This window comes from Fructilactobacillus sanfranciscensis (genome assembly GCF_029023685.1).
In the GTDB taxonomy this organism is placed as follows: Bacteria; Bacillota; Bacilli; order Lactobacillales; family Lactobacillaceae; genus Fructilactobacillus; species Fructilactobacillus sanfranciscensis.
The window spans coordinates 602,031-623,709 of record NZ_CP118925.1 but is presented as its reverse complement, the minus strand read 5'-3'; the positions used below and the strand labels follow the sequence as shown (position 1 = coordinate 623,709).

Below are 21,679 nucleotides of genomic sequence, written 5' to 3'. Positions count from 1 at the left end.
GCTGTTATAAGTTTTTTAAACGATTATTACATTTCGTTAGGAGCCTTAACACCTAATAATCTCAATGATTCTTTTAGAATAATTGAGACACTTTTTACTAATGCTAAACGAGCATTTAATTCATCATCTTCAACCAAAATTTTAGTGTGTGCGTAATATTTGTTGAAGGCTTTTGCTAATTTTAAAGAATACTTAGCAACCACAGAAGGTTCAAATTCTGCATTAGCTCGCTTTACAATTTCAGGGAATGCTTGAATTAATTTAATTACTTCCCAAGCGTCTTCATTAGTTAAAGCATAATTATCTGAATTAATATAGTCTGATTTAGCTTTTCGAAGAATACTTTGTGCTCTAGCATGAGCGTATTGAACATAAGGACCTGTTTCTCCTTCAAATTTCAACTGTTCTTGTAGATTGAAGTCAATACTATCAATTCTAGAATTCTTCAAATCACCAAAGACAATTGCACCAACCCCAACTTCTTCAGCAACTCTATCTTTATCTTTAAGGTCTGGATTTTTTTCAACAATTTGTTGCTTTGCCATCTTAACGGATTCATCTAAAACTTCGTTAAGTAATACAATATTACCATGACGGGTTGATAATTTTTTACCGTTAACTGTAATTAACCCAAATGGAATATGATGCAATCCAGCTGCGGAGTCTAACCCCATTTTCTTTAAAACTGCCTTGAGTTGTTTAAAGTAATAAGTTTGTTCAGAACCAACTACATAAAGATTCATTACAGGATGATAAGTTTCATCACGATAAATTGCTGTGGCAATATCACGAGTTACATATAATGAAGCACCATCAGTTTTTAGGATTAAAGCAGGATTAAGATTTTCATCGCTCAAATCAACTACTGATGCACCCTGTGATTTTTCAAGTAATCCATCTTTTTTTAAAGTGTCTACAACATCTTGTAACTTTTCATTGTAAAATGATTCCCCATTGTAAGTATCAAATTCTACTCCAAGTTTTTTATACGTTCGGTTGAATGCTTCTAAAGAAACTTCACGGAACCATTTCCATAAATGAACCGCCTCTGGATCACCATCTTCGAGTTTCTTAAACCATTCTCGTGCTTCTTCATCATACTCTGGATGGATTTCATCTTCTTTATGAAAACGAATGTAATATTGAACTAAGTAGTGAATAGGATCACGTTTAACATCTTCTTCACTTCCCCATTTAAGATAAGCTGTAATTAATTTACCAAACTGAGTTCCCCAATCACCTAAATGATTATCTTTAATTGGTTTATAGCCATTTTTTGTAAGGATTTTAGCAATTGAATTTCCAATAACAGTTGAACGTAAATGACCCATTGACATTGGTTTAGCAATGTTAGGAGAAGACATATCAATAGTAACTACTCGATCTTCACCTTGATGGTTATCACCAAAATGTTCTTCTTCAGTCAAAACTGTTTCAATTACCTGATGGCTTACTTTACCCTTATCAAGGAAGAAGTTAACATATGGTCCTGCTGCAACGACTTTTTCAAAAGATTCACCATTGATATTATCAACGATTTCTTGTGCAATTACTTGAGGTGATTTGTGTAATTCCTTTGACAAAATAAATGCTGGGAAAGAAAGGTCACCATTTGCTGATGTTTTAGGTTTTTCAATTTTTGCATAAATATCATTAGTAGATACTTTACCATCTACCACACTTGATACAGCATCCGCTACAATTTGTTTGTAATCCATGTAATTCACTCCTTCTAAATAAAAAGACCCCTACATTAAAAAATGTAAGAGACGAGATTAACCCGCGGTACCACTCTATTTGGATAATACCCACTTTAATTATTAATTTAAATTGCCTAAAAAGTACGAATTCACTTAAGGACTTTATCTAGCTCACATCATCCTAGACTCGCTGTAAAATTCACTTAAATTACTATTCTTTCATCTTTGGCAAATCACAAAAGCGGGCGACGGGAATCGAACCCGCGACGTAAGCTTGGGAAGCTTAAATTTTACCACTAAACTACGCCCGCAATACGTTATAGATTATACCATCTTTGATAATCATTGTCATTAAAATTAAGAATGAGATGTTATAATAAATTAATAACGGAGGTTTGTTATGTTAGTTAATATTATGATGTTTCTTTGGGCATTACTAATCATCCCATTTTTGGTTGGAATGTACGTCAAGCAAGATAAAACAATCATTAAAATTATGCTTTATACCAGAATTATATATTTAATCGTTTTAGTTGGAGATATTATGCTAATCCTCCGAAACTTTAAAACTAATCCAGTAATTGATACTTTGAGTTTTTTCGCAACAGTTATCGCAATTTCTTTCATTGATATTTCTTATCAACGTAAGATTCAAGGTAATTTTAAGCCTTATCTGATTTGGATTACAATTATTAGTATTATAATCTCTATTTTTTGCTTATTTTTAATTTAACAAAAACACGTCATTTAATTGACGTGTTTTTTTATTTGCTATAAAGTTTCCAACAAATCGCGAACAACTTTTGAGTCGGTTGGATATGGTGTATCTACTCCATTAATTTTTTGATAAGGATCTTGCCCTTTACCAAGGATTACACTTATATCTTCAGGGCTACTATTTAAAATAGCATCTTTAATTGCCTTTTCTCGATCCATTTCGAAAATCACTTTCACATTGTCATGATTAATATGTGCATCTATTTCACTCGCAATTTTCATCGGATCTTCAAATGCTGGGTCATCCATTGTTAAATAAGCAACGTTTGCCTCTTCACTTAAAGCCTTACCAAATCCTTCACGACGATCAATTCCTTTGTTACCAGGACTACCAACTACAACAGAAACCTTTCCGTGATGACTTTGACGTTTCAAAAAATTTAATAAAGCTTTAGTACTAGCATAATTATGTGCATAGTCCACATATACAACTCCATGATTATGGCTACGATACATTTCCATTCGCCCTGGAATTCTTGTATTTTTAATGCCTTCAAATAATTGATCTCGTTTGAATCCCACTAAACCTGCTGAAATAATTGCATCAGTTGCATTTGATTCATTATAATCACCAGGAATCCCAATTGTATAATCACCTTCAACTCCAAGTGATTTAGCTTTTTCACTAAGTGCGATTAAAGAGATTTTACTATCATTTAAAGTATCTTCATGACTTTCAAAAACAAAATCTAAATCAACTGGCAAAGAAACGTCCCCACCATTTCTAGCAAATAAATAAATATCTTCTGGATTGGTAGTGGCTTTAGCAGCATAATAAACATCTTCAAAATCTGCAGTCTCAGCATTTAAAATAACTTTATTTGAATTTACCAATAATTGCTCTTTACAATGAAGATAATTAGCAAAAGTTGGATGTTCATTCTCACCAACATGATCTGGTGAAATGTTAAGAAAAGATCCCACGTCAAATTTCAAACCGTAAACTCGATTTTTCAAATATGCTTGCGAAGATACTTCCATAACTAAATTCTTCATTCCATTATCAACGGCTTTTCGCATATTTTTAAATAAATCTAATGATTCAGGTGTTGTTAAATGAGATTTAAAAATTTCGTTTGGACCTAAAACAGTATTAACCGTTGAAAAAAGTGCTGTTTTTTGATTAGTTGCTTGCTTAATTCCATCATAAATGAAATATGCAGTCGTTGTCTTGCCTTTCGTTCCAGTAATTGCTATTGTATTCATTTCATCTTGCGGAAATGCAAAAAACGCAGCTGATAATATTGACATTGCTTTTTGAATGTCAGAAACTATGAACTCTGTCATTCCTTCGCTTTGTGTTAAATGTTTTTCAGCAACAACACCAGTAGCACCTGCATTTTTAGCACTCGTAACAAATTCTGGCTTATAGTTTCCTTTACAAAAAAACAAAGTATTACTTTTAATATCACGAGAATTATAACTTACGTAATCAAAACTAGTACTTTTTGTAATATGCTGGTTTTTTAGCAAATTATGTTCCAGTAAAATAGTCTTAATTTCATCAATATTTAAGGACAATTCTTTTACCTCATTTTTAATTATTTATTTTATTAGCAGTTTAATTCTAGCAAAACTTATTTTTGTTAATCAACTGAAGTTATTTTATGAATGTCGACATTATCAAGTTGATCACTTACAACGTTGATAACTTCTAGAGCTTCATCAATTTGACTTCTAGTCAAACCCAAAATATCAAAACACTGATTAACATGTGCATAAATTTCTTGTTCCATTTTTTTGGCATAATCAGTGATATTAATATTAACTACACGCTCATCTTTGGTTGAACGTGATTTAATTACCCACCCATTTTTTTGAAGTCTTTTTAATAGCGGAGTAAGTGTCCCACTATCAAGATCTACGTAAGATCCTAATTCACGGACTGTAATTGGCGTATGTTTCCAAAGAACGAGCATAACCGCATACTGAGGATACGTTAGCCCATAATTCCCCAAAACATGTTGATAAAATCGATTAAATTTTTTATTTGCATTATAGATGCCAAAACATAATTTTCCATCTATTTGCCTAATTTCTGCCATAATACATTACTCCAATCAATAGTTAGTTATGTACAACTTAGTTATTTATATAATAAACTATGATTTAACAACTGTCTATAGCAATAAAACGATTGTTGAAATTTAAAAAGTCCTGTCTTGAGAGACAGGACTTCTTTATTATTATTCAAAAAATACTCGACTGTGTGCAGTTTCGTTGTAAATATCAAAACGACCTTGTTTTAATTCTACTTTATACATGTCAGTTTTTTTAGTTTCATTTTTTGCAAAATTCATCAATTCGTGTTCCACACTACTGTTATCTTTGTGACCTTCAGAATTTAATAATTCTTCTTGGACACGGGGATAATTTAAAACTTCTTCTAATTTCTTTTCAAGTTTTGCACCATCAGTTGTAAATTCTTTCATAGTAAATAATTCCTACATAATTGTATTTCCCCCATTATTTTTAGTATTCTCACAAATACTAACTCACTAAGTCTAAAATTACTTTTTAGCTGATACAAAAAAACGTCCTTGGTTAATTAACCAAGGACGTTTTACACATGTTACCACCTATTTTCCCAATTACTTCTAATCGGCTCAAAAAGTATAATTTTTATACTTAAATGCGGTAATGGGCACGGCCAGCAAAAACTCAAATTCGCCTTTGCAACTTGTAGACTACTTTCATTAAAAAATTGTTATCTCTTTTCACCACCAGAGACTCTCTGAAACAAAATTAAAAAATACTTTTCTACGCTTCGCTTTTTTTATTAATTTGTACTATAAATGATAAGTTAAATGGTGTCAATCGTTTATTTAATTAAAATTAGCAGTCCTACAATTGCAATTAAAACAATTAGAATTGCAAAAACTTTTTCCCAAGCATTAAAGATTTGCTGATTAGGATTATATTCCTTTCGGGCATACATAAAAACCGGGATTCCAATTGCATAAATTACAAAAACAATTGTTAAGTACTTAATTCCAGCAGTATATCCCATAAACAAAGTTCCAATGATTGCTAAAATTGCAATAAATAATGCTGCATACCTTGATACATTAATTGCATTTTTATCTGGGTTAAAGGTCTCTTCTTTCATACTAATTTTAGCTAAATAAAGCATTGAAATTAAATATGGTGGAATAGTCATTGTTGCAACAATAGTTAAAGTTGTATCAAAAGCACGCCCTGCAAAATGAGTCATAATAATTATGGTTTGAATTACGATAACCGTCATAATTAATGATGATTTTGGAACATTATGTTTACCAATTTTTTGAAAAAACATAGGAAAAGTTCTATCTTCTGATGCTGCCCTAGGCATTTCAGATAACAATAAAATCCAACTTAGCCAACTTGCCAAAACAGCTACAATTACTCCAAAAGTAATAATTAATCGGCCAATTGGTCCTAATACGTATTCCAGCAAAATAGCAGTTGAAGGACTGAGGATATGCGATAGCTGACCATAACTAGCTATTCCTAATGGTAAAATTGAAACTAAAGCATATAAAACTAAGCACAGAATAAATCCATCACGAGTAGCCCTTCGCACTGATTTTTGACTTTTGGCACTTCCAGAAAGGACAACGGCACTTTCTACTCCGGAAAAAACCCAGAGAGTGGTAAGCATTGAGCTTTTTATTTGATGGAATAATCCACCCAAATCACGATCATGAATTTTGGAAAGATTATTTGATGCCATTGGATTAGTGACAAAGACATGCCAATTGAATGCTACAATCATTGCAATTATAAAGGTTGCAATGATTAATAACATACAAAAAGTGCCGATTAGATCAACTTTACTTGTCGTTCTGATACCTTTTAAAATCAAAAATGTCATAGTCCAGAGAACTATCGTTCCACCCAAGATTGCTAGCCAATTATTACCGCCTTTGAACATTCCTGGCCAAAAAGCATCAAGTGTAGACATTAATAGAACCGAATATGCTGCAATCGCAAATGATTGGCATATCCAATATCCCCAACTAACAAAGAAAGCAGCAAATTTGCCAAATCCTGCCTGAGCATAATGATAAAGACCCGTCGTATACTGCGGTCTAAGTTGTTAAAGAATCATAAATGATCTAACGATTGTCCAAATGATAATTCCAGTAATAATCCAAGCTAATACTTGTGCTACTAAACCAGCGTGCAATGCCATATTTTGTGGAAGATCATAAATTCCCCCACCTACCATAGCTGATAAAACGAAAGCAGTTAAACCTAATCTTCCAATTTTTTCATTTGTTTTATTTTCCAAACTGCACCTCTTATAATTTTCAACATCTATTAATTATAGTTGAATTATTCAACTATCGCAATGTTATAAGAATTAGAAATTTTGTATATTACAACTAATTAAATTTGAAATGCTTTTTTACATGATAGCGTTTATGAGAATAAGTTGTATGCCATTTTTTATATTTTTTTACATGATATTTTGAATAATTAGCTGGAGAAGGAACTGTCATAGATGTATCAACCGTAGAACGTCCAGTTTCATAATCGAAAACAACACCCGGTTGAACATTATATAAATAACGATTAAAATGCATTGTTCCATCTGTACTTGTGGCTTCAACCCATACCCCTTTCGCCATCAAATCCAATCCCTGATAAACTGGTGTAACTTGATAAACAACTTTTTTATTATCTTCTAAGGCATCACGAACCTTTTCTTCTGTAATTTGCATTACTTTTTGGTTGGAAAACGCAGATTGAGTAATTAAATTCTTTGGATTATCAATTGATCCCTTAGCACCTTTTTTGTAATTACCATCGCTATTTAAATTAAATGTACATGTATAAGCAATCAAATGTCCCCGATTAACTGGAAAAACACGTTCACCGTTTATTTTTTTGGCCTGATTATTCCAACCAGTTGGTTTGAATATTTGTGATGCTCGCCCACTTGATTTACCTAAATTATTTTTTGTTAAATAAGCGGTTGCAGTTCCCGCACGGTTTAAATTATCTAAATTTGAGTAATCAATTTTATTATCATGATAATCACTTGCTGAAATTGTTTCAGGATCATCACTATTCAAAATATCATAAGCTTGTGATCCCGACTGATAATTTTCATTAGCTAACTCTGTATAGGTTCCAGTTTGATTTGGTTCCAATGAAGCGTTGATAGTTGGGGTTAAAATTACCAAAGCAATTGTTGTAACTAACACCGAAGTTATAATTCGTTTCTTAATTTTCATAAAATACTCTCTCCTAATATGTGCGAACGTATGTTTCTATTTTAGCAATAAAAAACAAAATAAAAAAGCCTGTTTCCAGACTTTTATGATTAAGCTTCAAAAACAATTTTACCTTTGCAAAATGTCATTTCATTTTCTGCATTTACTTTAGCACCAATAAATGGGGTATTATTACCCTTTGAACGCATTTCAGCTTCATTAATTTGTCGCGAACTAGCTAAATCCCAAATCGCAAAGTTGGCAATATTACCAATTTTAATTTGATTATCATCATTGAGTTTGAAAATTTTCGTTGGATTATAACTCATCCATTTAATTAGTTGCATTAAAGTAATTTTTCCAGTTTTAACCAACTTGGTATATAACAAAGGAAATGAAGTTTCAATTCCAGTAATTCCAAAAGCTGAATGGATAAATGATTCACCTTTGTCTTCATCAGTATGTGGAGCGTGATCAGTTGCAATCATATCAATTGTTCCATCCAAAAGCCCTTCTAATAAAGCCACACAATCACTTTTATCTCGTAAAGGTGGATTCATTTTAAACATTGGATTATCAGCTTTAATCATTGAATCGTCGAGTAGTAAATGATGAGGTGAAACTTCTGCAGTCACATTAACTCCATCTGCTTTTGCTCGCCTAATCAATTCTACACTACGCGCTTTAGAAACGTGACAAACATGGTAATGAACCCCAGTAACACGTGCTAATTCTAGATCACGAGCCAATTGACTTGTTTCAGCAACATCTAGCGAACCTTTCATTTCAAGACGGTCAGCCGCTCTACCAGCGTTCATTACTCCACCATTCATTAAAGCATGGTCTTCAACATGTGCTGCCAAAGGTAATCCCGTTTTTTCGATTGCAACCATTGCATCATACATAGTTTTTGCAGTTTGGATACCAAACCCATCATTGCTAAATCCAATCGCACCTGCTGCTTGCATAGCTGCAAAATCAACTAGTTGTTCTGTTTTTTCATCATAGGTAACAGGAGAATATTGCTCAACTTTAATAACTCCTTTTTTCTGATTATCTGCAATCATTTTTTTTAGAAGCTGAGGCGTATTGGGAACTGGCGTAACGTTGGGCATTGCACAAACAGTTGTGTAGCCACCATGAGCTGATGCTTCACTTCCAGTTTCAATAGTTTCTTTTTGCGTTTGTCCTGGATCTCTAAAGTGAACATGCACATCAACTAGTCCTGGTAAAATCGTTTTACCTTTCGCCTCAATCACTCGATCAACATTTAAATCAAGATCTGTTTCAATTTTAACAATTTTACCATCTTCAATTAAAACATCACGTTGTAAAAGTTTTCCACTTTGAAAAATATCTGCATTTTTAATTAAAATTTTCATTTTTAATCAACTCCTAAAAGATCCGTTTTATTGATAATTCCTTTTGCAACCATAACATCTGTTAGAATCACCATTCTCATATACATTCCATTTTCCATTTGTTTGAAAATTCGTGATTTATCACTTTCAACTAAGTTAGAATCGATTTCTACCCCACGATTTACCGGTGCAGGATGCATAATAATCGAATTTTCTTTCATTGTGGCATAACGCTCTTTTGTTAATCCATATTTTTGATGGTATTTACCTTCATCAAAATCATTTAATTCATCACCTAATCGTTCTTTTTGAACTCTAAGTAGCATGACCACGTCTGAATCTTGTACAACTTCATCAACCGTCAAATGTGCCCCATATTTTGCAAATTTATCATCGTACCATTGATTAGGACCGGCAAAAGCAACTTTAGCGCCTAATCGAGTCAAAAGTTCCATATTGGAACGAGCAACTCGTGAATGATTTAAATCACCAATAATCGAAACTTTAATATCTTTAAAAGTTCCAAATTCTTCATAAATAGTCATCATATCTAATAGTGATTGAGAGGGATGTTGACCACTTCCATCACCTGCATTTACAATACTAATATCTAAATTTTGTTTTAATAAGTCATTATAATATTCATTTTCAGAGTGACGAATCACAGCTAAATCAACTCCGATAGCTTGGATGGTTTTAACTGTATCTTCTAAAGTTTCACCTTTGGTTACAGAACTAGCATTTGCATCAAACTGTAAAACTTGCATCCCCAAACGTCGTTCTGCCATATCAAAACTAGTATGTGTTCTAGTACTATTTTCAAAAAATAGATTCATCGCATAAACCGGACGATTAAGAGTTATCCTTTTCCCCGCTTTAAATAGCTGAGCAAGCTTAATTTTATGTAAAACTTCCGTTTCGCTCATATCTGCAACTGTAACTAAATCATGTTGATATTTAAAAGCCATGTTGTCCCCCTAAAATATTATCTATTAAAGAAAATTACATAAATAAAAAACATGCTACCATTAACGTAGCATGTCTCAATTAAATTCAACATTACCAAGTTAACTTATCGACCTCTCTGGATCAAATTAAAGCACCTTTATTTATTGCTACTAACTTTATCCAATTTAATAAAAAAAGTCAAATATATCTTTTGATTGACTTTTCAAAATAACTTACTTATTATTAAGAAAATTAATCTTAATTTGGTTCAGAGAAACCAGAAGATGTTCCTGATAATTTCAAAAATAAAATGCACAATTTTGACTATTGATTTTCTCTGAACTTCGTCAAATTTGTGCATTTTTTTCTAAAAGGAGTTTACTATGACAGATATTTCTATTGCAGCAACGATTGGAAACGAAAAATATGAGCACCCTTTTATTAATGCTGCTGGGGTCTATGATGAAACTGCTGCACAAATGAACGAAATCTTAGATTCTCAAGCAGGTGGAGTAACTACTAAAAGTGCAACCTTAGTTTCTCGTCCTGGCAATCCACTTCCTAGATATTTTAATACAGAATTAGGAAGTATTAACTCAATGGGCCTTCCAAATCAAGGATTAGACTACTACCTTAATTATATTGAGGAAACTAATACTGATAAGCCAATCGACTTATCAATTTCAGGAACTTCAATGGCTGATAATTTAAAGGCTTTAAAAAAAGTACAATCGAGTAATTTCAATGGTTTGACTGAATTAAATCTTTCTTGCCCAAATGTAATTGGTAAACCACAAGTTGGTTATGACTACGATGCAATTGAGGATACATTAGCTGCTGTGTTTGAATTTTTTACTAAGCCACTTGGTTTAAAACTTCCGCCCTACTTCGATTTACAGCAATATGATGCTGTTGCATCAATCCTAAACAAGTATCCTTTAACTTATATTAATGCAATTAACAGCGTTGGAAACGGTCTTGTAGTTGATGCTGAAACAGAATCAGTCGTCATTAAACCTAAAGGCGGTTTTGGTGGGATTGGTGGTACTTATATTAAACCGGTTGCTTTGGCTAACGTACGTGCTTTTCGGCAACGTTTGAATCCAGAAATTAAAATCATCGGAACTGGTGGGGTAAGTACTGGAAAAGATGCCTTTGAATTAATCCTTTGTGGTGCTGATATCGTTGAAGTTGGTACAATTCTTGCAAAGGAGGGTCCTGCAGTCTTTGAAAGATTAGATACAGAATTAAAAGCAATTATGGAAGCAAAAGGTTATCAAAAGCTAAGTGATTTTCGTGGTAAATTAAAAGAATATCAAGAATAATTAATTTAAATTAAGAACCTATTTAGGTTCTTTTTATTTAGGAGGAATATCAATGACAAAATCATTAGATGAACATCAAAAATGGCTTGTAAACTTTTACAAGAATCGTGATTGGTACAACTACTCTTCTTTAATTCGCTTAAACTTTCTTTCTGAAGAAGTTGGCGAATTGAATCGTGCAGTTCGTAGTATTGAATTAGGACGAGATCATCCAGGTGAATCCCAAAAAACTGAAGCAGAATTACAATACAACCTACGCGAAGAATTAGCAGACTGCTTAGATCAAATCTTAATTATTGCCGATAAATACGGAATAGACCCTCAAACTTTAATTAATCAAAGTTAAACTAAAATTAAAGCTAGATTTAATTTACCTGACTAATTTAATTTTACATAACCAAAAAGACGAGTAATTACTCGTCTTTTTGTGTATAAATATTTAGTTATTTTTACGAATTTTAAATCCTAATAATGTAACAAAACTAATCAAACCTAACCCGATAACTGTCAATAATGAATTTTTTGTTTCTCCAGTTGCTGGTAAAGTATCTTTTTGATTTGTTGGAGTAACTACTTTTACAACTTGATTATCAACGGGTTTCACATCTGTTTTTTCTGGTTCAACACTAGTAATGTTGTTATTTTGATTATTATTAACATCTGCATTTGCACCATTACTTGTTGGTGCTTGATTTGCATTATTTGTTTGATTAGATGAATCTGCATTTGCACCATTACTTGTTGGTGCTTGATTTGCATTATTTGTTTGATTAGATGAATCTGCATTTACACCATTACTTGTTGGTGCTTGATTTGCATTATTTGTTTGATTAGATGATTCTGAGCTTGCACCATTATTATCTGTAGCGTCTTGATTATTATCACTCGATGAATTATCAGTAGTAGGCGTTGTACTTTGTGAGTTACTATCGTTGTTTGTATCTGCTGGTGCTTGATTATTATTAGTTGTAGAAACTCCAGATTGTGAATAACTATCATCATTAGTAGAAGCTTGTGTACTACTATCTGTAGCTGAACCATTAAAGGCAGCTAGTGTAGCACCGTTAACTCGTCCATATGAAGCAGGTCCTAAATATTTTTCCATTAATGAAATTTGACGTGATGTTACACCATCAACAGTTTCTGCATTAATCATATTTCCATTGCCTGTATAAATACCAACGTGATCAGAACCATAACTACCAAAGAAAACTAAATCTCCAGGTTGAGCATCCGCTGCTGATTCTTGAGTAGTAACTCCATATTGTTCACCTGATGTTCTTGGCAAATTAATTCCATCGGCAGCATAAGCAGCTTGAACTAGTGCAGAACAATCAATTCCGCTACTACTGTTTCCTCCATATTGATAAGGAGTTCCTAGATAGGCTGATACATTTGAAACAACATCTGCATTTGCATCAATTGAGTTAACCATGAAAGCCCCAGTACTAATTGCAACTGTAGTTATTCCAGCAATCATCCATTTTTTCCCAGCTTTAAACATTTTATAATGTACTTTATTCATATTTTTATCTCCATTTTTAATTTTGTATTCATTGAACACGTAAATTTTAACATCAAAATTTACTTAAATTCAGCAAGGCTTTAAATCTTAACAAGCTTGTAATCTAAATGAAATTTCACTAATTTAATCATTTGACTTTTGTTGACCAATAGCAATAGAATAGGATTGAGAACTTTATTAAGAAAGGAGGAACGCATGGCTAAAAAATCACTAGTTGAAAAAAAGTAAACATCCAGCAAAATTTGCAGTTCAAAACTACACTCGTTGTGAACGTTGTGGTCGTCCACGTGCTGTCTATCAAAAATTTCATCTTTGCCGTATTTGTCTTCGCCAATTAGCCCATAAAGGACAAATTCCTGGTATGAAAAAAGCTAGTTGGTAAGCTTTAATCAATGGAGGATATTATTATGAAAGAAATGACATTAGCAACTGCCTACCGCATGCTTAAAAGTCCAAACAAACGGACTAAAAGCCGAGCATTGCGTGTAATTAAAAAAATAAATCTAACAAATAAAGCAAAAAACAGTTAATCATTAAATTGATTAACTGTTTTTATTTTGGATCGTGTTCCAGATGCCATTGTTTTAAATAATTAAGTCGTTGTTTAAAAACGGTTTCTTTTCCTTGTTCTGAAGGTTCGTAATATTCGTGTCCCGTAATTTCTGGCGGATTTGTTTTCATTGTTGTTAATTTATCTTTTTCCCGTTGAGCTATTTTATACCCTTTTCCATAATTAAGATTTTTCATTAACTTAGTTGGTGCATTTCTAATTTGTAAAGGAACAGGCAAATTACCATATTTTTTCACGTCAGCAGCTGCTTTCTGGACTGCTTTGTCAATTGCATTTGATTTCGGTGCTAAAGCTAAATATACAGTGGCTTCAATAATGGCATCGTCACAATCTGGCATACCAATTAACTTTATGGCCTCAGTTGCATTAATACAGACATTTAAAGCTTGTGGGTCAGCTAGTCCAACATCTTCACTAGCAAATCGAACCAATCTCCGCATGATAAACATCGGATTTTCTCCGCCATCTAACATCCGACTTACCCAATAAACGGCAGAGTCAACGTCACTATTTCGTAAAGACTTATGCACCGCCGAAATAATATTATAGTGTTCTTCACCTTTTTTATCGTATAGCAATGATTTACGAGTAATTAGCTGTTGTAAATCTTCAAGAGTGATATCAACTTTTTTACCATCTTGCTTACCATTTTCCACGGCCATCTCTAAAGTATTTAAAGCCAATCGAGCATCCCCATTTGCAAACTCAGCAATTGCCATTAGATTATCTTCACTAATTTTGACTTCTAAGTCGCCGTATCCTCTTGGGCTATGAATTGCTTGTTTTAATAATTGAACAATCTCAGTAGCCGTTAAACTTTTTAAAACGAAGACTTTACTTCGTGACAACAATGCTGAATTAATTTCAAAAGACGGATTTTCAGTGGTTGCCCCAATTAAAATAATGCTTCCATTTTCAACATAAGGTAGAAAATAATCTTGTTGGGCTTTATTAAAACGATGAATTTCATCTACGAAAACGATGGTTTTTAACCCCATTTTTTTATTTTCGGCTGCTTCTTGCATAATTTTACGAACTTTAGTAATACTTGTTCCAACTGCACTAACACTAATAAAATTAGCATCCGTTTCATGAGCAATAATTTGAGCTAAAGTCGTTTTCCCCGTCCCAGGTGGTCCCCACAAAATTAAAGAAGCAATTTGATCATTTTCAATTAGCTTTCTTAAAATGGTACCTTTTCCAATAATTTGCTGTTGCCCAATAAATTCATCTAAATTTACAGGACGAACCCGGCTCGCTAATGGTGTTCCTTGATTATTTTCTTGATTTTCAAATAATGATTCTTGTTCCATTATCTTCACCTCCTATATAAATAAGGCTGGAAACCAAATTGATTTTCCAGCCTCTTTTAAATTTAATTGTATAAAACAACTGCTTGATAAGCACTCAGACTACGAACACGTGTTTGCTTATTTAATTCTACATCATTTTTGTTACTTAAGGCAAGCATTCCACTATAAGTTTTAGTAAGTAGTGCTTTATTCTCATTTAGATTTACTAATACGGTAATACAATGATTTTCATAAATTATTTCATAAGCAATAACTTGATTGTTTTCTTCAGTAATTTCGTTTAAATCACCATTAATCATGAGTGCTTTGAACTTACTTGATTGACGAAGCTTAATCATTTGTTGGTAAAAGTTAAGCACTGAATTAGGATCTTTCAATTCATCTGCGACATTAATTCCTTTACGATCATTACCTAAAGGTAACCATGGTTTTCCAGTTGTAAATCCAGCATTGTCACTATCATTCCATTGCATCGGGGTTCGCGCATTATCCCGTGATTTTAAATTTACATATTTCAATGCTTCTTTAGTAGTAAAGCCCTCATCAAGAGCTAATTGATAATTATTCAAGGAACTAATATCGTTAAATTCATTAATATTATTGCGTGTGAAATTTTTCATTCCAATTTCTTGACCTTGATAAATAAAAGGATCTCCTGGAAGAAAGAAATACATCATTGCTAGTGCTTTAGCAGCAGTCGGTGTCCGGTTTTTTGCTTTTTTAATTAATTTTGAAAGTACCCGAGGTTGGTCATGATTTTCTAAAACATTTGCAAACCAACCGTCGGCGCTTTTAATGCCCTTTTGACTATCAAAAATTAATTGACGTAACTCAGAAACGGTCCAATCGTTTTGTCCTCTAAACCATTCATCTCCGTCTTTCATATCAATATTCATGTAGCTAAAATCGAAAATCATTGAAAAGTATCCATGTTTCCCTACTAGTCTTTTCAACTCGGAAGGTTTCAGTCCATATGCCTCTCCAATTGTTACTGCATCCTACTTATCAAAGGTTTCTTTTTTTAATTCTGCTAAAAAGTTTTCTAATCCAGGACGATTTTGTCCCTTATGAATTACAGAAACCAAACCATCCTTAGCATCAGCTGGTAATGATGACCAATCTTGATCTTTTTTCAAAAAATTAATTGCATCAATCCGAAAGCTAGCAACCTCCCTTTTCTAACCACCAATTACCAATTCAAATCAGGTTGTTGAGGTGAGAAACTATTAAAATAATAAGTCCCTGGTTCATTTGGAACTGGTTCCCAAGTTGATCCACCGAAAATTGAACGCCAATTATTTGGCATCTGTCCATCTTCCGTATGTTTAAAAATATAATAATCACGATATTCACTCTCAGGATCTCTAAGAGCTTCCTTGAACCATTCATGTTGATTAGACGTATGATTTTTACAACTAAGTCCATAATGATTTTAATATGACGCTGTTTAGCTGCTGTTAGTAACTCATCAAAATCAGCCATCGTACCAAAGATGGGGTCAATTGCTTCGTAATCAGCTACATCATAACCCATATCATACATTGGCGATTTGTAAATTGGAGAAAGCCAAATCGTAGTAATGCCTAAATCTTGCAGATAATCTAATCGTGAGATAATCCCTTGAAGATCGCCTACTCCATCACCATTACTATCTTGAAAAGAACGTGGATAAATTTGGTAAAAAATCTCATCTTTCCACCATTTTATTTTTTAGTTTTCATTATAATACCCCAAAATTCATTTTATCCTATTCAAACACAAAAGAGCCTTTCTAGCAATACTAGAAAGACTCTTTTTATTACAACTTATTTTTTTAATTCTTTATTTAACTTTTCAGCTAATTCTTCAAAGCCTGGTTTACCAAGTAAAGCAAACATATTTTTCTTGTAAGCTTCTACACCTGGTTGGTTAAATGGGTTAATTCCATTTAAGTAGCCAGAAATTCCAACTGCCACTTCAAAGAAGTAGATCAAGTAGCCTAAACTGTATTCAGATTCATCAGGAACTTCAACAGTCATAACCGGAACTCCACCATCGTTATGAGCTAACATAACTCCTTCATAAGCTTTATCGTTAACTTCATTCATTGATTGACCTTTAAGGTAATTCAAACCATCAAGATTTTCTTTATCCATAGGAATTTCAACGTTGTAAGGTGGTTGTTTAACCTTAATCACTGTTTCAAAGAGATTACGTAATCCTTCTTGAATGTATTGACCTAATGAATGTAAATCAGTTGTAAAGTTAGCTGAAGATGGGTAAATACCTTTTTGGTCTTTACCTTCTGATTCACCCATTAATTGCTTCCACCATTCAGAAAACATCCGAAGATTTGGTTCGTAGTTTTCACATAATTCAGTAACATATCCTTTACGATATAAAATGTTACGAATTGCAGCATAACGATAAGCATCATTTTTAGTTAAATCTGTATCAACGTAATCTTTAGATGCATCATCGGCACCCTTCATTAATTGATCAATATCAGCACCAGTTGCTGCAATTGGAAGTAATCCAACTGGAGTTAAAACAGAGAAACGTCCACCAGCTCCATCAGGAATAACAAATGATTCATAACCTTCTGCTTCTACTTCAGTTCGTAAAGCACCACGTTTTGCATCAGTAGTTGCATAAATTCTTTTATCTGCTTCTTCTTTACCATATTTACTGATTAATTTTTCTTTGAAAATTCTAAAAGCAATCGAAGGTTCAGTTGTCGTACCTGATTTTGAAATAATATTAACTGAAAAATCTTTATCACCGATAAAACCTTCAAGTTCGTGCAAGTAAGATGCACTTAAGGAGTTACCCGCAAAGACAACTTGAACGCCACCTTTACGTTCTGCTTTAGATTTAGCATTGTAAAAATCACCTTGTAAAAAGTCAATTGCTGATTTAGCTCCAAGATATGATCCACCAATTCCAATCACAACTAATACTTCAGAATCATTTTGGATTTTTTTAGCAGCTGCTTTGATTCGAGCAAATTCTTCTTTATTATAATCATTTGGTAAATGTAACCAATCACGAAAATCTGCTCCTGCACCAGTACCTTCACGTAATTCTGTGTTTGCAGCATTTACCATTGCTTGCATTTCTGGAACTTCGTTTTCGTGAACAAATTTTCTTACTTTTGAATCATCAAATTTAATATAAGCCATTATCTATCATTCTCCTAAAATAAATTAAATATTATCTTTTTCGTCAAGAGCTTTCTTAGCAAGGACAAAGTCCCCAAAAGTAGCTGAACCGTTATGAGCAATTTCTGGAGCAGTAATGTATTTTTCAAGTGAACCAACACTGAGGTAATTGTTAAACAATAGCGTAAATTGTGCTCTTACCTTAGCAATGAATTCTGGGGTACATACTCCACCACCTAAAACAACTTTGTTTGGTCTAAATGTAACTGTTAAATCTACAACAGCTTGTGCTACGTAGTAAGCAATAATGTTCCATTTAGGATCATTAATAGGAGTTTGACGACCTTCAATACCATCACGTGCTTCGAAAGTAGGACCTGAAGCAACTCCTTCTAAACAGTCACCATGCCAAGGACAAATACCCTTAAAATCTAAATCATCACGATGTCGTTTTACTTTGATATGACCAAATTCTGGTGTACCCATTACACCTAAGAAATCAATGTTACTCCAACCCTTTTTAGGTGTTTTAATAATCCATCCGTAGGTTTCAGAATTTTTATCAACATCAATTGGTCCAAAAGAAGCAATCCCAAAAGCATCGATATCAAATTTCTTAAAATATCTAATTACTTTTGCTAAAGTTTCATCTGGAGTTGTAGTTGGAAATTGAGTTTGGTCAATCACGTTAAAGTTTTCGTCACCAACTGCACAAACAAACTTAGTTCCACCTGCTTCCATATAACATACTATCGTCCTCCTCGGAACAATTACTTATTAAGTGACTATATTATAATTCTTACTGAAACCGTTTTCAACGATTTTATAATCATTTTAAAAAGTACTTTATTTCACAAAGTACACCATTATTTTTGTAATTTAAGCCAAAGTGCTTTGAATGGTGATTGTTTGGTGTATTCACGATCAAATGGGAAGTCAGCTGGTGCTTTAAAACCTTCTTTTTCACTATATTTGTGTTTAGAATTCATCAAAGCTTTTTGTACCCCGCTACGGAAATCACGTAAATTAATACTGTTAGATTGAGTAGCTACGAAAACATCAGCTTCTTTATTAGCTAAAGTAAAGACTTGGGTAAGTAAACTAGTTAAATCTTTGCGAATGTTAAAGTTACCTTTTTTACTTCTCATAAAGGTGGGAAGATTAATGGTAATTAAATCAAAGCGAAGATTGTGTTTGTTAGCATAGTCTAAAAAACCACGTAAATCCATGCTACGAACCGTTTGTGAATCAGTTGCAATGTTGTTAGCTACAAATTCTCCAACTAAATCTGATTTAGCCCGTTTACTTTGGTCAACATCTTCCGTTTCAGTACTTCCACCAGTGATTGCAGCTGAAACAAATCCGGTTTGATCAAAAAGTAAGTTCAAAACTAATTTGTATTGAGCATTCTTCTTAACTTGTTTACGTACATCACGATAAATTAAGTCAAGTCCAGTTTTGGTTGCTCCATCAAGGTGAATTGGATAAACAGTTCCATCTTCAACAATGGTTTTAAATTCTTGCGGATTTGGTGCAATTCCATTAATGGGACGAATGGTACTACCCTTTTCAAAGTGCTTAACGTCATAAACGTTGTTGTAACTGTCCAAATTATCAACAATCACTGGGACTAACATCCGACGATGGTTATAAGTCCCTTCATTTTCCCAGCTAATTACAATTTCACCATCATAATTATCAACTGTAATTCCGCCAAGACCATCGCCTTGTCCGTTAAACAATCGATATGTAGAACTACTTAATCCTTGTAATGCCTTTCGCTTATTGAAAGCTGCACTAAACAAATGACTGAAAAAGTTGTCGTTGATAGTTTGATTTTCTTTACGACTCAAAATCCAACCAATTCCATTTCCTTCTTTAGCTAAATAGGCACTGGCAACAAAGTGTCCACCTTTCATCAAGGCCACAAATTCACCATTATTGGTAAAATCGTCTTCATTAACTAAATCTTTTAAACTAATTTGTGGATAGCCACCTTCAAATTTACTAGCAGCTGATCCGGTAATTTCTATTTCTCGCATAATTTCTCCTTTTTCTAAAAAAACTGTTACTTCCATTGTAACTGGAAATGAGTAGAAATAGTAGGAAGTCTGCTCTAATGATATAATTATTTTAAAAATTGAAACGAGGAATTTTTAAATGTATAAATATTTAGTATTTTTTGATTTGGATTCTACTTTATTCGATGCTAATTCAAAAGTTAATGATGAAGTGGCCAATGCCATGGATGAAATCAGAGCAAATGGTGGCTTACCAGTGATTGCAACTGGGAGAACATTATACGAAATTCCAGATACACTGGCCAAAACAAAAATTAATACCGTGGTTGCCTCAAATGGTGATTATGGAATGTTTGAAAACCACGAACTTTTTCATCGTGTAATTAATCCACAAACAATTGATGAATTGATAGAATTTGCTAATCAACACGGTAATTCGGTTACGATGCTTGATCAAAATGGAAAAGGATCTTCTGCTCATGATCACCTTTTATTGGACGCTTGTGCTCGAGTTCATGCTCCTGTTCCTAAACTAGTCAAAAGAGACTATTGGCATGATCGCCCAATTGATATGATGTTTGTAACTAACAAAGATTTAGATGATGTATACATAAGTAAATTTGGAGATCGTTTAACCTTTTTCCGTAACTCACCTTTCAGCATTGATATTGTGGACCATAATGCTTCTAAAGCAACTGGAATTAAAACTTTAATTGAAAAAGCTAATTTAAAAGGAATTCCTACTTATGCTTTTGGTGACGGAAATAATGATATTCCGATGTTGGACTATGTCGATCATCCAATTGTAATGGGCAATGGTTTAGATAATGTCAAAGAACATGCTGAATTTGTGACAACTGATAATACTAATCATGGAATTATCAAAGGATTAAAGCATTTCAATTTAATTTAAATGATAGATATGTTATAATTTAGTTCATATCTATCGGGGTCGTTATGGATTCGACGGGTATGGTTCGTGCCTGAACTGCACTTCGTACTGCGATGCGTTAAATCGTCCAGTTTAATTATAACTGCAAAAAATAATAACAATTCTTACGCCTTAGCTGCCTAATAAGTAGTCGACGTAGATCCAACTAATCTTGTCCATGGATTAGATTTGGGTCCTAAATTAAATGGACTTACGCTTTTATACTCCCATCTGAAGTATGAAGAAGAGATTAACCAGATTAGCTTTTCATATTAGCCTTGATTAATGGCGTCATGATTAGTGAAACTTAAATGATTAGTCTATGAGTGTAGACGTTCAGGTGGCGACATACTCGGACGCGGGTTCAAATCCCGCCGACTCCATTTTTAACATCTTGCCTATTATTATTGACGCTTGAAACGTTGATATAATAGGCTTTTTATTTTCCTTGATACTCATATAAGGTTATTAAATGCCATGAAATAGCATTCAATATAGCATTCACTTTTACAAATAAAAAAAGCAATTCAGAATATACTGAACTGCTTAACATAATTTAAAAAATAATTTAATATGACCTTTTGGGTTGGCGTTTTGAACATCACTATTCATGTAGTGGTGTTCTTTTTATTATATCATCCGCGATCGTTTCAAATGACAATGTAAATACACCAATCTAATTAGTTTGCTCTACATTTTCTATACGTTGGCTTTTAAGACAATCGCGGATGTACTCACTGATTAATTAAATGGAACACTTGCCATAGATCATAGCAAGTTGTTTATGTTTGATATTTGTTTGATTATTTTCCAATCACTGTTATATCAATGGTTTTTACGTTTGATTTATGATTGATATAGCA

Annotated in this window: 18 protein-coding genes, 1 tRNA gene, 1 other RNA gene and 3 pseudogenes; 7 read left to right on the top strand and 16 right to left on the bottom strand. The window is 33.1% G+C overall.

The genetic code is table 11. The features are described from left to right. Nucleotides 1-26 precede the first annotated feature (26 nt). Nucleotides 27-1,718, bottom strand: a complete 1,692-nt coding sequence (gene argS, locus PY770_RS03145) for an arginine--tRNA ligase (protein ID WP_014081879.1) — start codon at nucleotides 1,716-1,718, stop codon at nucleotides 27-29. A gap of 222 nt (nucleotides 1,719-1,940) precedes the next feature. Next, nucleotides 1,941-2,011 (bottom strand) — tRNA-Gly (locus PY770_RS03140). An 89-nt stretch (nucleotides 2,012-2,100) separates the two neighbouring features. On the opposite strand from PY770_RS03140, the gene PY770_RS03135 reads away from it, so the two are divergent. After that, the gene (locus PY770_RS03135; RefSeq protein WP_103428706.1) at nucleotides 2,101-2,433 is read left to right on the top strand and encodes a YisL family protein; all 333 of its coding nucleotides are present in this window, start codon (nucleotides 2,101-2,103) and stop codon (nucleotides 2,431-2,433) included. Nucleotides 2,434-2,471: 38 nt separating this feature from the next. Here the strand turns inward: PY770_RS03135 and PY770_RS03130 are convergent, their stop codons facing one another. The 8 genes and pseudogenes from PY770_RS03130 to PY770_RS03095 form a co-directional block, all read right to left on the bottom strand. After that, nucleotides 2,472-3,998: a UDP-N-acetylmuramoyl-L-alanyl-D-glutamate--2,6-diaminopimelate ligase gene (locus PY770_RS03130; protein WP_168848146.1), complete on the bottom strand. Its 1,527-nt coding sequence runs from the start codon at nucleotides 3,996-3,998 to the stop codon at nucleotides 2,472-2,474. 65 nt (nucleotides 3,999-4,063) lie between these two features. Continuing rightward, on the bottom strand, nucleotides 4,064-4,522 hold the full coding sequence (locus tag PY770_RS03125; protein WP_103428704.1) for a MarR family winged helix-turn-helix transcriptional regulator: 459 nt from the start codon (nucleotides 4,520-4,522) through the stop codon (nucleotides 4,064-4,066). 141 nt (nucleotides 4,523-4,663) lie between these two features. Further along, nucleotides 4,664-4,909 (bottom strand): hypothetical protein, encoded by a 246-nt coding sequence (locus tag PY770_RS03120; protein WP_014081876.1) that lies wholly within the window; start codon nucleotides 4,907-4,909, stop codon nucleotides 4,664-4,666. Between the two features lie 389 nt (nucleotides 4,910-5,298). After that, a pseudogene (locus tag PY770_RS03115) lies at nucleotides 5,299-6,528 on the bottom strand (amino acid permease); the annotation flags it as partial. 30 nt (nucleotides 6,529-6,558) lie between these two features. Further along, nucleotides 6,559-6,753: a hypothetical protein gene (locus tag PY770_RS03110; protein WP_275046077.1), complete on the bottom strand. Its 195-nt coding sequence runs from the start codon at nucleotides 6,751-6,753 to the stop codon at nucleotides 6,559-6,561. Between the two features lie 94 nt (nucleotides 6,754-6,847). Next, entirely contained in the window at nucleotides 6,848-7,702 is an 855-nt protein-coding gene (locus tag PY770_RS03105; protein WP_103428702.1) for a DNA/RNA non-specific endonuclease, read from the bottom strand. 89 nt (nucleotides 7,703-7,791) lie between these two features. Continuing rightward, nucleotides 7,792-9,063 (bottom strand): dihydroorotase, encoded by a 1,272-nt coding sequence (locus tag PY770_RS03100; RefSeq protein WP_103428701.1) that lies wholly within the window; start codon nucleotides 9,061-9,063, stop codon nucleotides 7,792-7,794. 2 nt (nucleotides 9,064-9,065) lie between these two features. Continuing rightward, nucleotides 9,066-10,010 (bottom strand): aspartate carbamoyltransferase catalytic subunit, encoded by a 945-nt coding sequence (locus PY770_RS03095; RefSeq protein ID WP_014081874.1) that lies wholly within the window; start codon nucleotides 10,008-10,010, stop codon nucleotides 9,066-9,068. Between the two features lie 363 nt (nucleotides 10,011-10,373). On the opposite strand from PY770_RS03095, the gene PY770_RS03090 reads away from it, so the two are divergent. Together PY770_RS03090 and PY770_RS03085 are read left to right on the top strand one after the other, a co-directional pair. After that, nucleotides 10,374-11,315: a dihydroorotate oxidase gene (locus tag PY770_RS03090; RefSeq protein WP_103428700.1), complete on the top strand. Its 942-nt coding sequence runs from the start codon at nucleotides 10,374-10,376 to the stop codon at nucleotides 11,313-11,315. A gap of 52 nt (nucleotides 11,316-11,367) precedes the next feature. Further along, nucleotides 11,368-11,661 (top strand): MazG nucleotide pyrophosphohydrolase domain-containing protein, encoded by a 294-nt coding sequence (locus tag PY770_RS03085; protein WP_103428699.1) that lies wholly within the window; start codon nucleotides 11,368-11,370, stop codon nucleotides 11,659-11,661. Between the two features lie 93 nt (nucleotides 11,662-11,754). Here the strand turns inward: PY770_RS03085 and PY770_RS03080 are convergent, their stop codons facing one another. Further along, the gene (locus PY770_RS03080) at nucleotides 11,755-12,840 is read right to left on the bottom strand and encodes an NlpC/P60 family protein (RefSeq protein WP_275046076.1); all 1,086 of its coding nucleotides are present in this window, start codon (nucleotides 12,838-12,840) and stop codon (nucleotides 11,755-11,757) included. A 195-nt stretch (nucleotides 12,841-13,035) separates the two neighbouring features. Here PY770_RS03080 and PY770_RS03075 point away from each other — a divergent pair. Continuing rightward, nucleotides 13,036-13,222: pseudogene (locus PY770_RS03075) on the top strand (type Z 30S ribosomal protein S14). Nucleotides 13,223-13,247: 25 nt separating this feature from the next. Beyond that, nucleotides 13,248-13,370 (top strand): putative metal homeostasis protein, encoded by a 123-nt coding sequence (locus tag PY770_RS03070; RefSeq protein ID WP_014081871.1) that lies wholly within the window; start codon nucleotides 13,248-13,250, stop codon nucleotides 13,368-13,370. A gap of 22 nt (nucleotides 13,371-13,392) precedes the next feature. Here the strand turns inward: PY770_RS03070 and PY770_RS03065 are convergent, their stop codons facing one another. From PY770_RS03065 to PY770_RS03045, 5 genes and pseudogenes are all read right to left on the bottom strand, one after another. Further along, complete coding sequence (locus tag PY770_RS03065; protein WP_163601206.1) at nucleotides 13,393-14,724, bottom strand: replication-associated recombination protein A; 1,332 nt, start codon at nucleotides 14,722-14,724, stop codon at nucleotides 13,393-13,395. 62 nt (nucleotides 14,725-14,786) lie between these two features. Then, nucleotides 14,787-16,431 (bottom strand): annotated as a pseudogene (locus tag PY770_RS03060) (alpha-glucosidase). Between the two features lie 98 nt (nucleotides 16,432-16,529). Beyond that, nucleotides 16,530-17,885 (bottom strand): glucose-6-phosphate isomerase, encoded by a 1,356-nt coding sequence (locus PY770_RS03055; RefSeq protein ID WP_103428695.1) that lies wholly within the window; start codon nucleotides 17,883-17,885, stop codon nucleotides 16,530-16,532. Nucleotides 17,886-17,909: 24 nt separating this feature from the next. Then, nucleotides 17,910-18,605 (bottom strand): ROK family protein, encoded by a 696-nt coding sequence (locus PY770_RS03050; protein WP_056957647.1) that lies wholly within the window; start codon nucleotides 18,603-18,605, stop codon nucleotides 17,910-17,912. A 125-nt stretch (nucleotides 18,606-18,730) separates the two neighbouring features. Then, nucleotides 18,731-19,906 (bottom strand): class I SAM-dependent methyltransferase, encoded by a 1,176-nt coding sequence (locus PY770_RS03045; RefSeq protein WP_225362390.1) that lies wholly within the window; start codon nucleotides 19,904-19,906, stop codon nucleotides 18,731-18,733. Between the two features lie 118 nt (nucleotides 19,907-20,024). Here PY770_RS03045 and PY770_RS03040 point away from each other — a divergent pair, with 118 nt between their 5' ends. After that, entirely contained in the window at nucleotides 20,025-20,798 is a 774-nt protein-coding gene (locus PY770_RS03040; RefSeq protein ID WP_103428693.1) for a Cof-type HAD-IIB family hydrolase, read from the top strand. A 35-nt stretch (nucleotides 20,799-20,833) separates the two neighbouring features. After that, nucleotides 20,834-21,202: a transfer-messenger RNA gene (ssrA, locus tag PY770_RS03035) on the top strand. The last annotated feature ends 477 nt before the right edge of the window (nucleotides 21,203-21,679 follow it).

Bases quoted from the DNA above. Each gene is read 5' to 3' on its own strand.
- PY770_RS03135 (WP_103428706.1), top strand. From the start codon at position 2,101: ATGTTAGTTAATATTATGATGTTTCTTTGGGCATTACTAATCATCCCA.
- PY770_RS03080 (WP_275046076.1), bottom strand. From the start codon at position 12,840: ATGAATAAAGTACATTATAAAATGTTTAAAGCTGGGAAAAAATGGATG.
- PY770_RS03085 (WP_103428699.1), top strand. From the start codon at position 11,368: ATGACAAAATCATTAGATGAACATCAAAAATGGCTTGTAAACTTTTAC.
- PY770_RS03105 (WP_103428702.1), bottom strand. From the start codon at position 7,702: ATGAAAATTAAGAAACGAATTATAACTTCGGTGTTAGTTACAACAATT.
- PY770_RS03050 (WP_056957647.1), bottom strand. From the start codon at position 18,605: ATGGAAGCAGGTGGAACTAAGTTTGTTTGTGCAGTTGGTGACGAAAAC.
- PY770_RS03090 (WP_103428700.1), top strand. From the start codon at position 10,374: ATGACAGATATTTCTATTGCAGCAACGATTGGAAACGAAAAATATGAG.
- PY770_RS03100 (WP_103428701.1), bottom strand. From the start codon at position 9,063: ATGAAAATTTTAATTAAAAATGCAGATATTTTTCAAAGTGGAAAACTT.
- PY770_RS03055 (WP_103428695.1), bottom strand. From the start codon at position 17,885: ATGGCTTATATTAAATTTGATGATTCAAAAGTAAGAAAATTTGTTCAC.
- PY770_RS03125 (WP_103428704.1), bottom strand. From the start codon at position 4,522: ATGGCAGAAATTAGGCAAATAGATGGAAAATTATGTTTTGGCATCTAT.
- PY770_RS03095 (WP_014081874.1), bottom strand. From the start codon at position 10,010: ATGGCTTTTAAATATCAACATGATTTAGTTACAGTTGCAGATATGAGC.
- PY770_RS03070 (WP_014081871.1), top strand. From the start codon at position 13,248: ATGAAAGAAATGACATTAGCAACTGCCTACCGCATGCTTAAAAGTCCA.
- PY770_RS03040 (WP_103428693.1), top strand. From the start codon at position 20,025: ATGTATAAATATTTAGTATTTTTTGATTTGGATTCTACTTTATTCGAT.
- PY770_RS03045 (WP_225362390.1), bottom strand. From the start codon at position 19,906: ATGCGAGAAATAGAAATTACCGGATCAGCTGCTAGTAAATTTGAAGGT.
- PY770_RS03065 (WP_163601206.1), bottom strand. From the start codon at position 14,724: ATGGAACAAGAATCATTATTTGAAAATCAAGAAAATAATCAAGGAACA.
- PY770_RS03120 (WP_014081876.1), bottom strand. From the start codon at position 4,909: ATGAAAGAATTTACAACTGATGGTGCAAAACTTGAAAAGAAATTAGAA.
- argS (WP_014081879.1), bottom strand. From the start codon at position 1,718: ATGGATTACAAACAAATTGTAGCGGATGCTGTATCAAGTGTGGTAGAT.